Below are 14,554 nucleotides of genomic sequence, written 5' to 3'. Positions count from 1 at the left end.
GTCAGCTCTCCGGGCTCAGGTCGAACAGGATGCCGAGGGGCGGCGCGGCGAAGTCGCGCTCCCCGTTCAGCACCCAGCCGGACTCGCGGAACGCCTCGTACCACTCCGACCTGGTGGGCAGGTAGACGCCCATCGCCGCGTGGACGAGCTCGAATCCCAGGGTGAAGATCGTCGTGTCGGCGCCGGGCGGCTCCTCGCTGCGGACCACGTCGCACAGCAGCAGCCTGCGCGCGTTGGGGAAGGCGGTGCGCAGCTTGCGCAGGCCCTCCACGCAGGTGGTCTTGGGCCAGAAGTCGTGGCCGAGGAAGACGCAGGTGATGAGGTCGACGTCGGCGAACTCGGGCAGCGGCTCCAGGTTGCGCACGTCACCGGAGACCATCGTGATCCGGTCCGACAGGCCGGCCTGCTCCACCGAGTTCCTGGCCAGATCGACGGCCGCAGGGGCGATGTCGACGCCCACGCCGCGCACGCCGGGGCGGCGGGAGACCGCGCCGATCAGCCGCTGGCCCGATCCGCAGCCGAGGTCGGTGATGACCTTGTAGTCCAGCTCGCCGAGCAGCTCGACGAAGTGCGGCTCGACCTCGGTCTCGCCGATCAGCTTGGAGCCGACGGCGACCGCGCGCATGTCCCTGGTGTAGTAGTCGCCGACGCGGGCCCTGGTCCTGGTCACGCCCGGCAGCACGGAGAACAGCTCCCCGCAGCCGCGCACCATCCAGTAGAAGTAGCCGCGAGCGTCCCAGGCCTGATCGAAGCGCGGGCCGATGACCGCCTTGTCCTCGGCGACCTCGACGATCTCCGCCCAGGAGAGGGTCACCAGGAGCTGCCGGACCAGCCGGGTGTCGAGCCCGTCGGTGCCGGCCTTCTCGATCGAGTAGCTTCCCTGCTGCCTGAGCGCGTCGAGGACGCCGAGCTCGCTGGCGGCGGACAGCGACACGGCGACGAGGTACGACGAGAAGATGTCGGCGACCGGGCCGCGGGTGAAAGCCGTGTGCATCGGGTTCTCCATTTCGGTCGGCATCGTGCTCACACCTGCTCCGCCCACAGCGCGTCCATGGTCTCGTGGGACAGGGACGACTCCAGGTCCGACTTGGACGCGTACCCCATGTTGATGATCGTCCGCACGCCGGCGGTGATCGGGTAGACGCGGTGCAGAGTGGTGTTGGTGCGCATCACGTAGAGGTCGCCTGAGCCCACCTCGAACGACCAGGTCGGGTTGTCGAGCAGGGCCCTGTGGATGGCGGGGTTGCTCTTGTCCCAGGTGGTGCCGGCGACACACTGGACGAAACCGCCGTGCTCGGGTGGCGGGCACTGCACCACCCACACGAGCGCGAAACTGTAGTCGTCCCAATGCCAGCCGTGGGTGTCACCCGTGTGTTCCAGGCGGGTGATCACGTACTGCTCCGGCTCGTAGGGGCACACGAGGACGGGTTCGTCGACGATCTCGCCGAGCAGGCCGATGAGGGCCTCCGACTCGTAGACGGCGGGGATGACGGCACTGCGCGTGGCGATCTCCGATCGCGTCACGTTGCGCATCCGGCGAGGTGTGTCGCCGGTTTCCTTGAATCTGAGGTCGCGCCGGACCCCGGATTCCTCGATGAGGGAGAGCACGTCGTCGGCGACGGCCTGCTTGACGCTCGCGGGCACCAGGAACGACGCCTTCGCGAACCCGCGCTCAGCGAATCCGCGCCGAGCGGCCGCCACCTCGCCGGATAAGGCGGAGTGTCGTACGTGCTGATTCAGCTCCTGCACAATTCGGGCATTCACTGCGGGGATCCTTCGCTTCTCCTGAGGGGGATCTCGCTGTCTCGGACGGTAGGTCTGCCGGTGAGGGGCGGAGAAGCGCTTGACGGTGTTGTGGCGCTTTCTCGCCATTCGTCCGTCAGCCTGGCCGGGGCCGCACAAGGGCTTCCTACGCTGTCGCCATGCTCACCGGCGTCCCCCTGTTCCTGCTGCAGCTCGTCGTGATCCTGGCCCTGGCCGTCCTGCTGGGGCGGCTGGCCGTCCGGTTCGGCCAGCCCGCGATCGTCGGCGAGCTGACGGCGGGGGTCCTGCTCGGGCCGTCCGTGCTCGGCCAACTGGCGCCGGGCTGGGCGTCGTGGCTGCCGAAGCCGGGCTCGGGTGCGCTCATCGACGCCGTCGCCCAGCTCGGGATCCTCCTGGTCGTCGGGCTCGCCGCCGCCGAGCTCGACCTCGGCAGGCTGCGCGCGCAGGCGGGCACCCTGGTCAGGATCAGCGCGTGGGCGATGCTCCTGCCGCTCGCGCTCGGCGCCGCCGCCGGCTACGTGGTGCCCGCCGCACTGATGGGCCCCGAGGGCGACAGGCTCACCTTCGCCGCCTACCTCGGCGTGGCGCTCTGCGTCACCGCGATCCCGGTGATCTCCCGCACCCTCAACGACCTCGGACTCATCGGACACCGGGTCGGCCAGCTCACCCTGGCCTCGGGAGCCTGCCAGGACGCCGTCGCCTGGATCCTGCTCGCGGTCGTCGGGGCTGCCGCCACCAGCGGCGTCGACCCCGGCGCGCTCGGCATGACGGTGGTGTGGCTCGCGGCCATGTTCCTGGTGGCCCTCCTGCTGCGCCCGCTGGCCGGACGCGTGCTGAGCACGGCCGAGCAGGCCCCCACCATGACCACCTCCGCCATCCTGATCATCGCCGGAGCCCTCGCCGCCCACCTCGCGGGACTCGAACCGGCCGTCGGCGCCTTCGCCGGCGGGCTGGTCGCCGGGGCCGCCAGAGGCGAGGGCATGAAGCACCTGGAGACCCTGCGCACGGCCGTCATCGCGGTCCTCGCCCCGGTCTTCCTCGCCTTCGCCGGGCTGCACCTGGACCTCGCGGCGCTCGGCGACCCCGTGGTCGCGCTGGCCGCGGCGGGACTGCTGGTCCTGGCCGTCGGCGGCAAGCTGGCGGGCGGCTACATCGGCGCCCGCACCAGCGGCATACCTCGCTGGGAGTCCTTCGCCATCGGGGCGGGACTCAACTCGCGGGGCCTCATCGAGATCATCGTCGCCACCGTCGGGCTCAGGCTGGGCATCCTCACGCCCGCCACCTACTCGATCATCGTCCTGATCGCGGTGGCCACCTCCCTGATGGCGCCTCCGCTGCTGCGGGCGGCCTTCGCGCGCCAGACCTTCGACGAGCGGAACGGAGTACGGCATGGCCGTGGCGAGAGTGAACGGGACCAGCCTGACCTACACCGACCAGGGCACAGGTGATCCCGTCATCCTGGTGATGGGCACCGGCGGCCCCGGCCACATCTGGCACCTGCACCAGGTGCCCGCCCTGCTGGCCGCGGGCTTCCGCGTCATCACCTTCGACAACCGCGGCCTGTCGCCGGTCCCCGGGCCGCCACCCGAGATCGACGACCTGGTCGGCGACCTCGCCGGGCTGGCCGAGACCCTGTGCGGCGGGCGCAGCCGCTTCGTCGGCGTCTCGATGGGCGCGCACGTCGTGCAGGAACTGATGCTCCAGCGGCCCGAACTCGTGGAGGCGGCCGTGCTGATGGCCACGCGCGGACGGCCCGACCACTTCCGCGCCAGGCTCGCGGAAGCCGAGGCCGAGCTGAACTTCGGCCCGGTCGAGCTGCCCGCCGCCTCCGGCGCGGCCCTGCGCGCCGTGCTGAGCCTGTCGCCGCACACGCTCAACGACGAGAGCAACGCCCGGCACTGGCTCGACCTGTTCGAGCTGTTCCCGACCTCCAAGGCCGTCATGCGCGCCCAGAGCAAGCTGGAGATCATCGACAACCGGCTCGACGACTACCGCACGATCGAGGGACGCTGCCTGGTCGTCGCCTTCGAGGACGATCTCATCACGCCGCCGCACCTCGGGCAGGAGGTCGCCACGGCGATCGCGGGCGCCGGCTACGCGCGGGTCGCCAAGTGCGGTCACTACGGATATCTGGAGCAGCCCGACGAGGTGAACTCCCTGATCGTGGACTTCCTCTCGGTCACCGGCCGCACCCGTCCAAGCTAGGCGCAAGTGATCCCCAACTCTTGGGGGTGAAGCTCTCCTCAGCCGGGAAACCGCCCGGCCCTCAAGGAGGAGAACGAAGAGATGACCGTCCGCATCGAGGACCTGACCCCGGCGAACGTCGACGCCGAGCTGAACGAGAGCGAGCTCGGCCTGGTGTCCGGCGGCCGCCCGGCGATCACGATCCCGCGCGAGGGTTACATCTGCTCGGACAACACCGGGCGTTGCGAGAAGATGTAGTCGCCGGCCGGGGGCGCCGAGCCGGCGCCCCGGGCCTTGACGCCGGGGAAACATGATGCTGCTCATACTCAGCAGGCGCGGCGACACCACCGTCGACCTGGTGCTGCCCAAGCTCGCGCGGCGCGGCGTGGACTCCCTGATGTGGGATCCGGGCGACAGCGGCCACCGCCTGACCGCGACCGTCCGTGGTTCGGAGATCGGGGTACGGCTCGGCAGGACCGACCTGGCCGAGGTCTCGGCCGTGTGGGTGCGCAGGCCCGGCCGGCCGGCCGGACAGATCTGGGCCTCGTTCCTCACCGACGTGTGGGAGCTGCTCCCGGCGACCTGGTTCCCGTGCAGCCCGTCGCGGGAGGCACGGGCCGACAACAAGCTCGCCCAGCTGGCGCTCGCCGCCCGGCTGGGGCTGCGCATCCCGGAGACGACCGTCACCAGCGACCCGCACGAGCTGGGCCTGGCCTACGCGCGGGCGAACGGGCGGCTCATCGCCAAGCCGCCGAGCAGGCGGGCGATCAGCGTCGACGGCGAGGAACATCTCTATTACACGACGCTCGTGTCGCGCAGGCACCTGGCGTCGCGGCATCGGCTGCGGCACGAGCCGGTCACGCTCCAGCCGTACGTCGAGAAGTCGGTCGAGATCCGGGTGACGGTCGTCGGCGAGCGGGTCTTCCCCGTCGAGATCGACTCGCAGGCGGCCAGGACCACGCGGGTGGACTGGCGGCTGGCCGACAGCTCCCGCGTGCGCAACTCGCCGCACGACCTGCCCGCCGACGTGGCCGACCGGTGCCGCGAGCTCACCCGGGAGCTCGGGCTCGCCTACGGGGCCATCGACCTGATCCGCACGCCGGAGGGGGAGTACGTATTCCTGGAGCTCAACCCCAACGGCCAGTGGGAGGGGCACGAGCGGCTCGCCGGGGTGCCGATCAGCGACGCGGTGGCCGACTGGCTGGCCGCGGCCGTACGGAAGGACACCGCGTGAACCTGGGCGAGGTGCTGGGAGACGCGGTCGAGCTGCTCGGAACGCTCACCCGCCGCAGGCAGGCCGCGGGGGCGGCCCGCGAGGCGGCGGCCGCATGGGCGGAGCGCCATCCCGGCTACGGCGCGGAACTGGTCGTGGCCGAGCGGCCCGGCAGCCCCCTCGTCGACTACGACCTGCTGCTCGACTGGCCGGGACGGGGGACGATCGCGGTGTCGGTGCAGCCCGACGACGGGCTGCCCTGGCTGGAGGACCACTCCACGCACTGGGCCGCCGGCCAGCTGGTCACCGTGGACGGCGCGGACCTGTCGCTGCCGGACGCGCTGCTGATGCTGCGCTCGCTGACCAGGCCGGGGCTGGACCCGCACGCCGAGATCGTCGAGCTGTGCCTGACCCGCAACGACGCCGCCGCCGACACCGAGCCGCTGTCGGAGGAGGAGCTGCAGGCGACGGCCGACGCCTTCCGCCGCGCCCGGGGGCTGCACGACCGGGAGGCGACGCTGGACTGGCTGGCCGCGATGGGCATGGACCAGGCGGCCTTCGCCGACCACCTGGAGGTGCTGGCCAGGCAGCGGCGCCTGCGCCGGCGCAAGGAGAGCGAGCTGGCGGCGGGCTACCTGGCCGCGCACCCGGAGCAGTTCGGGACCGCGCGGGCGAGCTGGGTGTGGTCGCTGTCGCCCTGGCCGCAGGACGGACCGCTGCCCGAGCCGGTGGAGGTGCCGGTCAGCGCGCTGCCGCAGCCGCTGCGCTCCGCCGACCGCGTCGACGCGGCGCGGCACGAGCACGGCTTCGTCACCGGCGTCGTCCACGAACGCCTGCCCGCCCGCGCCGACGAGCACACGCTGGCCGCCGCCGGAAGGGCGGCCTACACCGCATGGCTGGCCGGCCGCCGCGCCGCCGCCGACGTCAGGTGGCACTGGTTGTGAGCCAGGGCAGCCTGTTCCGTGTCTCGGCGCTGCGCCGCAGGCAGGAGGGTCCGAAGGAGAGACACGAGCCGGTCTGGCTCACCCCCGCCTGGGAGCTGGCCGCGTTCTGGATCACCGCGGCGTTGCTGGTGATCCTGCTGCTGGTGCTCGCCCTGCTTCCCGTCCCCTACCACGTCAGCGTGCCCGCCGTCGTGCGGGCCGGCCGGCTCGAAGCCGACGTGCCACCCGGTGCGCGCGCCGCGACGCTGCACGTCGGCGACCGGCGTATCCCGTGCGTGCTCGACGAGGGCACACCCCGCTGCGACGGCCTGCCGGAGAACGGGACCCGCGGCACGCTCCTCGTCGAGGCGGGCCGGCGCAGCACGCTCGCCCAGCTGGTCGAGACGTCCTAGAGGGAGATCCCGATGAGAGGCCGCGTCCCCGTGCGGCTGCAGAGCGGCCTGGCCGAGTGCGGCGCCGCCTGCCTGGCCATGGTGCTCAGCCACCACGGCCACCACGCCACCGTCCGCGAGGTGGGCGAGCGCGCCGGCGTCGGCCGCGACGGACTGACCGCGCTGGCCCTGCTGCGCGCGGCCAGGCAGTACGGCCTGCAGGCCAAGGCGTTCAGCGTCGAGCCCGACAAGGTGCCGTCGATGCCGCTGCCCGCCATCGCGCACTGGGAGTTCAAGCACTTCGTCGTCGTCGAGGGCTGGACGAAGGCGGGCGTGCGGATCGTCGACCCGGCCAAGGGCCGGCGCATGATCAGCCACGAGGAGTTCGACGAGGCCTTCACCGGAGTGCTGCTGGTCTTCGCCCCCGACGACCACTTCCAGCGGGTGGAGCGCCCCAAGCGCTCCTGGTTGTCGGACTTCGCGCGCACGGCGATCGTCGGCCAGCGGTGGCTGCTCGCCCAGATCCTGCTGCTGTCGCTGCTGCTGCAGGGAGCTGGGCTGCTCGTGCAGAGCTTCTCCCAGGCGCTGGTCGACACGGTGCTGCCGACCGGCGCCGACCGGCTGCTGTCCGTCCTGGGCGCGGGGCTGGCCGTGGTCGGGCTCATGCACGTCGTGCTGGGCTACCTGCGCTCGTCGGTGCTGCTGAACCTGCGCATCAGGGCCGACGCGCAGCTGACCACCCGGGTCGTCGGGCACCTGGTCAGCCTGCCGTACCGGTATTTCGTGCACCGCGGCGCCAGCGATCTGACGCAGCGCAGCGCCGGGGTGAGCGCCCTGCGCTCGCTGCTCACCGGACAGGTCACCGCCGCCGTGCTCGACGGGCCGCTGGCGATCGGCTACGTCACCATCGTGCTGGTCAAGGCCCCCGCCATCGGGATCTGCCTGCTCGTCCTGACCGCGCTGCAGGCTGTACTCCTGCTGGCCACCAGGCGGGCGCACGCCGACCTCACCCAGCGGGAGCTGGCCGCCAACGTCGCGGCGCAGGGCCAGCTGATCGAGGCCATCCAGGGCATGGAGACGCTCAAGGCGTCGGGCGCCGAGCACGCGGCTGCGCGGCGCTGGCGCAACCTGTTCACCGCGCAGCTCAACGCCGATTCGCGGGTGAGCGTGATGGAGAACATGCAGGACACCGCGCTCGACAGCATGCGCTTCCTGGCGCCGATGGCGCTGCTGTGGGTGGGCGCCTGGCAGGTGATGTCGGGACAGGCGACCCTGGGCGCCACGCTGACGCTGTGCGCGCTCGCGTCGGCCGCGCTGGTACCGATCGGCTCGCTGCTCGGCAGCCTGCAGACCCTGCAGGAGGCGGCCGCCTACATCGAGCGGCTGGCCGACATCATGGAGTCGGAGCCGGAGAAGCGCGGTCCTGTGACGGGCCTGGTGCCGCGCGGGCACATCGAGCTGCGCGGCGTCTCCTACCGTTACGACAGCCAGAGCCCGTGGACACTGCGGGACGTCTCGCTCAAGGTACGGCCGGGCGAGAAGGTCGCGCTGGTGGGCCGGTCAGGGTCGGGCAAGAGCACGCTGGCCAGGATCCTGCTGGGCCTGTACGACCCGACCGAGGGCGACCTCTGCTTCGACGGGGTCCCGCTGCGCAAGCTCGACAGGCAGGCGCTACGCCGTCATTTCGGCGTCGTCACCCAGGAGCCGCACCTGTTCACCGGCACCATCAGGGAGAACATCTGCCTGTCGAGGCCCGATGCCACCTGGGACGAGATGGTCGAGGCGGCCGGGCTCGCCTGCGTGCGCGATGACATCGAGGCCATGCCGCTCGGCTACGACACCGTGCTGGCCGAGGGCGGCGGGTTGTCGGGCGGGCAGCGCCAGCGCATCGCGCTGGCGCGGGCGTTGCTCAACCGTCCCAGGGTGCTGGTGCTCGACGAGGCCACCAGCCACCTCGACACGGTCACGGAGGCCCGTATCGAGGAGCACCTGTCATGGCACACGCAGACCAGGATCGTCATCGCGCACCGGCTGAGCACGGTGCGCGACGCCGACCAGATCTTCGTGATGCACGAGGGCGGCGTCGCCGAGCACGGCACCCACGACTCGCTGCTGGCCCGCGGCGGCTTCTACGCGGAGCTGGTGGCGGGCCAGCACGCCTTTCAGGCGTAGTAGCGGTAGATCGCCTGGGCGACGCAGGCGGGCTTGGCGCCTCCCTCGACCTCCACGGTGAAGTCGAAGGTCGCCTGCACTCCGCCGGTGACCTCCTCGACGGCGGCGACCGTCCCCGCCAGCCGGATGCGGGATCCGACGGGCACGGGGGCGGGGAACCTGAGCTTGTTGAGCCCGTAGTTCACGCCCATCGACACCCCTTTGACCGCGATGAGCTGCCCGAAGAGCGGGATGAGCAGCGACACGGTCAGGTAGCCGTGCGCGATCGGCCCGCCGAACGGCCCGGCCTTGGCCTTCTCCACGTCGACGTGGATCCACTGGTGGTCGTGAGTGGCGTCGGCGAAGGCGTTGACCTGCTCCTGGGTGATCTCCATCCAGTCGCTGGGGCCGAGCGCGGTGCCGGGCAGGGTCTTGAACTCGGCGAGTCCGTCTACAACGAGGGTCATTTCATCAATCCCAACAGTCGGGCGGCGTTCTCTTTGAGGATCTTGGGCCGGACGGCGTCCTTGATGGGCAGCGCGGCGAAGTCGGCCATCCACCGGTCCGGCGAGATGAGCGGGTAGTCGGAGCCGAACAGCACCTTGTCCTGCAGCAGGCTGTTGGCGTACTGCACGAGCTGGGGCGGGAAGTACTTCGGCGACCACCCCGACAGGTCGATGTGCACCAGCGGTTTGTGGGTGGCCACCGCCAGCGCCTCGTCCTGCCACGGGAACGAGGGGTGGGCCAGGATGATCGGCAGGTCGGGGAAGTCGACGGCCACGTCGTCCACGCACATCGGGTTGGAGTACTTCAGCCGTATCCCGCCCCCGCCGCGCACCCGCGCCCCGATGCCGGTCTGGCCGGTGTGGAACAGGGCGATGGCCCCGGCCTCGGCCAGCACCTCGTAGAGCGGGTAGGCGATCGGGTCGTTGGGGAAGAAGCCCTGCAGGCTGGGGTGGAACTTGAAGCCGCGCACCCCGTACTCCGCGATGAGCCTGCGGGCCTCGGCGACGGCGATCTTGCCCTTCCACGGATCCACGCCGGCGAAGGGGATGAGGACGTCGGCGTGGTCGGCGCAGGTCTGCGCCACCTCGTCGTTGGGGACGGGCGGGTGGCCGGTGGCGGTCTCGGCGTCCACGGTGAAGACCACCGCCGCCATGCTGCGCTCGCGATAGAAGGCCGCCATCTCGGCAATTGTCGGCCGTTGCTGCCCTGCTCCGAAATATCCGGACGCGCCGGATTTCAGCTCGTCGGACAGCGACTCCTGCCGCGATGCCGAGACCTCCGCGTGGGTGTGCACGTCGATGGCGACGAGCTTCGACAGCTCCATCACGCGATGCCGTACGTCTCGAGCCTGGCGCCGACCGACGACGGCCACGCGGCCGCGATGGCCTCGGCGCTCCAGCCGCCGTCGGCGTAGGCGGCGCTGATCTCGGTGGGGTGCGACCAGAGCGTGAGCCTGTCGCCGCCGATGCCGACGCACTGGCCGCTCACCCCGGCCGCCGCGTCGGAGGCCAGGTAGACCACGAGTCCCGCGCAGTCCTCCGGGGTGCCGAACCCGACGCCCTTGCGCAGGCTGTCGGGGAACTCGCCGGACTCGATGTAGGGCGCGAAGGCTGGGATGGTCCTGGTCATCTCGGTGGCGGCGTTGGGCACGACCGCGTTGACCGTGATCTCGTCGCGCGCCAGCTCCATGGCCCACGTGCGGGCCATCGCGGCGATTCCCGCCTTGGCGGCGGCGTAGTTGGTCTGGCCGAAGTTGCCGCGCTGGCCGGCGGGCGAGCCCGCGAGGATGATCCGCCCGCCTGTGCCCTGCTCGCGCAGGCGCCGTACGGCGGAGCGCACGCAGGTGAAGGTGCCGCGCAGGTGCACAGCGATCACGGCGTCGAACTCCTCGTCCGACATCTTCCACAGCACCCGGTCGCGCAGGATCCCGGCGTTGGTGACCATGACGTCGAGCCGCCCGTACTCAGCCACCGCCCGGTCGACGAGCGCCTGGGCGACCTCGGCGGTGCCGACCGCGCCCACCTCGGCGACGGCGCCGAGTTCCCTGGCGGCCCGCTCGGCGGCCTCCGCGTCGACATCGTTGACCACCACCCGCGCCCCGGCCGCGGTCAGGGCGCGGGCGTAGGCGAGGCCCAGTCCGCGGCCGCTGCCGGTGACCACGGCCACCTTGCCGTCGAGCTTCACTTGAGTTCCCTCCTGAGGATCTTGCCGGAGGCCGTGCGCGGCAGCGCCGTCACGAACTCCACGTATTTGGGGATCTTGTAGCGGGCCAGCCGCCCGTCGAGGTGCGCGAGCACGTCGACCGGTTCGGTGGAGACGACGAAGGCCTTGCCGACCTCGCCCCACCTGTCGTCGGGCACTCCGACGACCGCGCAGTCGACGATGCCGGGATGGGTGAGCAGGGCGCTCTCGACCTCGGCGGGGTAGATGTTCTCCCCGCCGGAGATGATCATGTCCTTGATGCGGTCGACGACCCGGTAGAAGCCCTCCTCGTCCTGGACCGCGGCGTCGCCGGAGCGGAACCAGCCGTCCTCGGTCGCGGGTTCGTCGACGCCCCAGTAGCCGGCGAACACGTTCGGGCCCTGGACGAGGATCTCGCCGCCGTCGAGCCGTACGTCGGTGAAGAACGCGGGCACGCCCGCCGTGCCCGCCTTGCGCACCGACTCCTGTGGCGGCAGGTAGAGCACGCCGGGAGCGGCCTCGGTCATGCCGTAGCCCTGCAGGAACGTCAGGCCGCGCTCCTGGTAGGTGTGGATGAGCGGCTCGGGCACCGGGGCGCCGCCGCACTCCAGCAGGCGCAGGCTCGACAGGTCGGCGGCGGGCCAGCGCGCCGACTGGGCGATGAAGGTGTACATCGCGGGCACGCCGAACATGGAGGTCACCCGCTCGTGTTCGATGAGCTCCAGCACCCTGTCGGCGTCGAAGGCCGGCATGATGACGGCGCGGCCGCCCTTGATCATCGTGGGAAGATACGACTGGGCGAGCGCGGCGATGTGGAAGAGCGGCGCGGTCACCAGCGTCACGTCGTCGGAGCGCAGGTCGATGTCGATCAGGTGGTTGTAGACGTTCCAGGTCAGGTTGGCGTGCGTCAGCATCGCGCCCTTGGGCCGTCCCGTCGTGCCCGAGGTGTACATGATCAGGCACAGGTCGTCGAGCGTGACGGGCTCGTCGATGGGCTCGGCCTCGGGCAGCTCCTCGCCCGACGGCTCGAGGATCACCGACGGGCGGGCGTCGGCGATGATGTAGTCGAGCTCGGGACGGCTCAGCCGGATGTTGAGCGGCAGGTAGACCGCGCCGATCAGCCCCGCGGCGAAGAACGTCTCGACGGCCGCGGGATGGTTGGGCCCGAGGTAGGCGACGCGGTCGCCCTGGTCCACGCCACGCCTGCGCAGCTCGGCCGCCAGCCGGTTGACGCGGTCGGCGAGCTCGCCGTACGTGGTGTGGCCGCCGTCGTGGGTGAGCGCGACCTTCGACGGCGACATCCGGGCTCGCCGGGCAGGCCAGGAGCCTAAGCCTTGGTTTCGCACGGCCCATACTAGGCACACTCATTACGGCAGAAGCAAGAGTGCCCTACAATGAGGTGGTGACAGAGCTCCGGCCTCAGACCCTCCTGCTCGCCTTCCTGGGCATCCACCTGCTCGGCAAGCACGTGGCAGTCTCCTCGGGAAGCGTGATCGGCGTGCTGGCAGGGCTGGGGGTCTCGGAGGAGGCCACCCGCTCCACGCTCACCCGGATGACGCAGCGCGGCCTGCTGGAGCGTCACCGCAGGGGGCGCCAGGCCTATTTCGGACTCACGGCCCGCTCGGAATCGGTCCTGGAGGAGGGCGCGACGCGCATGTGGCGCACCAGCCCCGTCAACCGCGGCTGGGACGGGCGCTGGACCCTGATCGGCTTCTCGCTGCCCGAGTCGTGGACGCAACAGCGCCACGACCTGCGCTCGCGGCTGATGTGGGGCGGATTCGGCCCGTTGCAGAACGGCCTGTGGATCGCTCCCGCGATCGTCGACGTGCCCGCGCTCCTGGCCGACCTGCGGCTCGACGCCCACATCAGGGCCTTCGTCGCCGAGACGGTCAAGCCGACCGAGGCGGCGCAGTTCGTGGGCGAGGCCTTCGACCTCGACGGCCTGGCCGCCGGCTACCGGCGTTTCCTGCGGGTGTGGGACCGGCGCAGGCCCCTGCCCGAGCTCCCCGACGACCTGGTGCGGGAGCTGCTCCTGCAGGCCGAGTGGTTGCAGCTGGTGCGCGACGATCCCCGCCTGCCGCTGGAGCACCTGCCGGACGACTGGCCCTCGCCGCAGGCCGAGGAGGTCTTCCACGACCTGGCGGCGGCCTTCCGTGAACCGGCCGCCCGCGTCGCCGCGGGCAGCCTGGAGTTCATCGATCTGCCATGACGCCGAGCTCCTCCCTGCTGGTCTCGCGGGTCGCGTAGATCGTCACCACGGTCAGCAGGCAGCACGCCGCGACGATGAGCGAGATGGTGAAGGTGCTCGACAGCGACGCGAACAGCACAGGAGCCAGGCCCGCGCCGGTCGCGGAGATCTGGTAGCCCAGCGAGGCGCCGGTGTAACGGGTGCGGGTGCCGAACAGCTCGCTGTAGAGGGCGGCGAGCGGGCCGAACATCGCCGGGTGCGCGATCGACTGGCCCAGCACCACCGCCAGCGTCAGCAGCACGAACGATCCGCTGTTGATCAGCGGGAAGAGCAGGAAGGCGACCACCGCCATCATGATCGCGCCGGCGGCCACCACCGGCCGCCTCCCGATCCGGTCGGACAGCGAGGCGAAGGCCAGCACCCCGATCACCGCGCCCGCCGACGAGATGGTCAGCGCGTTGAGCACCGTCGGCCGCTCGAACCCGGCCTGGACGGCGTAGGCGATGACGAAGGTGGTGAGCGTCGCCTGGGCGACGAAGGCGGCGAAGCCCACCCCGATCGCCCGCGCGAGGTTGCCCGGATGCCGGCGGAAGACCTCGACGATCGGCGCCGCCTCGCCCGCCTTGGGACGGGCCTGCATGAAGACCGGCGTCTCGGTGACCTTGGCGCGGACGAACAGGCCGACGCCCAGCAGCACGACGCTCAGAAGGAAGGGGATGCGCCAGCCCCACGACAGGAAGGCCTCGGCGCCCACGATGGCGGCGGTGCTCGACATCGCCACGGTCGACAGCAGCTGCCCGCTGGGCCCACCGGCGTTGGTGAAGCCCGCCCACAGGCCGCGGCGTGAGGTGGCGTGCTCGGCCGACATCAGCACCGCGCCGCCCCACTCGCCGCCGAGCGCGATGCCCTGCAGCACGCGCAGGGTGACCAGCAGGACCGGCGCCCAGACCCCGATCTGCGCGTAGGTGGGCAGGACCCCGATCAGCGCGCTGGCCACCCCCATCATGATCATGGTGATGATGAGCATGCGCTTTCTTCCCAGGCGGTCACCGAAGTGCCCGAAGATGATGCCGCCGATCGGCCGGGCCAGATAGCCCGAGGCGAAGGTGCCGAAGCTGGCGATCGTCCCGGCGACGGGGTCGAGGCTGGAGAAGAAGACCTTGTTGAAGACCAGCGCCGAGGCGGTCGCGTAGAGCAGGAAGTCGTAGAACTCGATGACGCTGCCGAGATAGCTGGAGATCACGGCCCTTTTCAGCTGGGTTGATGGCATGGGGGCTGCCTCTGGGGTCTTGGCTGTTGCGTTAACTGCCGTCAACAGCATGCCGAGTGTTGTTGTGAGTGTGCCCCAGGTTCTAGTTCGGCACAATGTCCACGGCAATAGCGAATGTGCCGAATCTATGGCTCGCATGACGAGGTCGCTCAGGATGACCAGGCCGAGCACGATTTCGGATCGTGATCCGGGCGACGGAGAGCAGCCCCGAGGCGGCCATCGGCTGCTCGCCGCCGTCGCCCCGCCTGAGCAGCCCGCGGACGCCCAGCGCGAGAGGGAGCA

At 71.1% G+C, this 14,554-nt stretch carries 15 protein-coding genes; 8 read left to right on the top strand and 7 right to left on the bottom strand.

The features are described from left to right. Position 1: 1 nt before the first annotated feature. A complete protein-coding gene (locus HNR30_RS13825; protein ID WP_181610243.1) occupies positions 2-994 on the bottom strand; it encodes a class I SAM-dependent methyltransferase in 993 nt (330 codons plus the stop codon). Between the two features lie 29 nt (positions 995-1,023). Beyond that, positions 1,024-1,764 carry a HalD/BesD family halogenase gene (locus tag HNR30_RS13820; RefSeq protein WP_181610242.1) on the bottom strand — a complete coding sequence of 247 codons (741 nt, stop codon included), beginning with the start codon at positions 1,762-1,764 and terminating at the stop codon, positions 1,024-1,026. A gap of 158 nt (positions 1,765-1,922) precedes the next feature. Here HNR30_RS13820 and HNR30_RS13815 point away from each other — a divergent pair, with 158 nt between their 5' ends. From HNR30_RS13815 to HNR30_RS13785, 7 genes are all read left to right on the top strand, one after another. Next, positions 1,923-3,212, top strand: coding sequence for a cation:proton antiporter (locus tag HNR30_RS13815; RefSeq protein WP_181610241.1), 1,290 nt, complete (start codon positions 1,923-1,925; stop codon positions 3,210-3,212). After that, complete coding sequence (locus HNR30_RS13810) at positions 3,154-3,969, top strand: alpha/beta fold hydrolase (RefSeq protein ID WP_181610240.1); 816 nt, start codon at positions 3,154-3,156, stop codon at positions 3,967-3,969. Before HNR30_RS13815 ends, HNR30_RS13810 begins: the two co-directional genes overlap by 59 nt. Positions 3,970-4,050: 81 nt before the next feature. Then, entirely contained in the window at positions 4,051-4,206 is a 156-nt protein-coding gene (locus HNR30_RS13805) for a hypothetical protein (protein ID WP_181610239.1), read from the top strand. Positions 4,207-4,258: 52 nt separating this feature from the next. Next, positions 4,259-5,182: an MvdC/MvdD family ATP grasp protein gene (locus tag HNR30_RS13800; protein WP_181610238.1), complete on the top strand. Its 924-nt coding sequence runs from the start codon at positions 4,259-4,261 to the stop codon at positions 5,180-5,182. Further along, on the top strand, positions 5,179-6,105 hold the full coding sequence (locus HNR30_RS13795; protein ID WP_181610237.1) for a TIGR04500 family putative peptide maturation system protein: 927 nt from the start codon (positions 5,179-5,181) through the stop codon (positions 6,103-6,105). Before HNR30_RS13800 ends, HNR30_RS13795 begins: the two co-directional genes overlap by 4 nt. Continuing rightward, positions 6,102-6,497, top strand: a complete 396-nt coding sequence (locus HNR30_RS13790; RefSeq protein ID WP_181610236.1) for a hypothetical protein — start codon at positions 6,102-6,104, stop codon at positions 6,495-6,497. The genes HNR30_RS13795 and HNR30_RS13790 overlap by 4 nt, the downstream gene beginning before the upstream one ends. Positions 6,498-6,509: 12 nt before the next feature. Beyond that, a complete protein-coding gene (locus tag HNR30_RS13785) occupies positions 6,510-8,648 on the top strand; it encodes a peptidase domain-containing ABC transporter (protein ID WP_181610235.1) in 2,139 nt (712 codons plus the stop codon). Here the strand turns inward: HNR30_RS13785 and HNR30_RS13780 are convergent. The 4 genes from HNR30_RS13780 to HNR30_RS47690 are packed head-to-tail and all read right to left on the bottom strand — an operon-like array spanning position 8,639 to position 12,115. Next, on the bottom strand, positions 8,639-9,094 hold the full coding sequence (locus HNR30_RS13780) for a MaoC family dehydratase (RefSeq protein WP_181610234.1): 456 nt from the start codon (positions 9,092-9,094) through the stop codon (positions 8,639-8,641). The two genes, HNR30_RS13785 and HNR30_RS13780, sit on opposite strands and share 10 nt — an antisense overlap. Continuing rightward, complete coding sequence (locus HNR30_RS13775; protein WP_312894397.1) at positions 9,091-10,005, bottom strand: amidohydrolase family protein; 915 nt, start codon at positions 10,003-10,005, stop codon at positions 9,091-9,093. The genes HNR30_RS13780 and HNR30_RS13775 overlap by 4 nt, the downstream gene beginning before the upstream one ends. Continuing rightward, positions 9,957-10,817: an SDR family oxidoreductase gene (locus HNR30_RS47695; RefSeq protein ID WP_181610233.1), complete on the bottom strand. Its 861-nt coding sequence runs from the start codon at positions 10,815-10,817 to the stop codon at positions 9,957-9,959. The genes HNR30_RS13775 and HNR30_RS47695 overlap by 49 nt, the downstream gene beginning before the upstream one ends. Then, positions 10,814-12,115 (bottom strand): acyl-CoA synthetase, encoded by a 1,302-nt coding sequence (locus HNR30_RS47690; RefSeq protein WP_246378561.1) that lies wholly within the window; start codon positions 12,113-12,115, stop codon positions 10,814-10,816. Before HNR30_RS47690 ends, HNR30_RS47695 begins: the two co-directional genes overlap by 4 nt. Before the next feature lie 101 nt (positions 12,116-12,216). On the opposite strand from HNR30_RS47690, the gene HNR30_RS13760 reads away from it, so the two are divergent. Beyond that, positions 12,217-13,023 (top strand): PaaX family transcriptional regulator, encoded by an 807-nt coding sequence (locus HNR30_RS13760; protein ID WP_312894395.1) that lies wholly within the window; start codon positions 12,217-12,219, stop codon positions 13,021-13,023. Here HNR30_RS13760 and HNR30_RS13755 read toward each other — a convergent pair. Further along, a complete protein-coding gene (locus tag HNR30_RS13755) occupies positions 13,007-14,272 on the bottom strand; it encodes an MFS transporter (RefSeq protein ID WP_181610231.1) in 1,266 nt (421 codons plus the stop codon). The genes HNR30_RS13760 and HNR30_RS13755 overlap by 17 nt on opposite strands. Between the last annotated feature and the right edge of the window lie 282 nt (positions 14,273-14,554).

Origin of the sequence: Nonomuraea soli, assembly GCF_013761175.1 — a bacterium.
Classification (GTDB): Bacteria; Actinomycetota; Actinomycetes; order Streptosporangiales; family Streptosporangiaceae; genus Nonomuraea; species Nonomuraea soli.
Note: the sequence above shows the minus strand (reverse complement) of the source record. Positions and strands in the feature narration are given on the sequence as shown.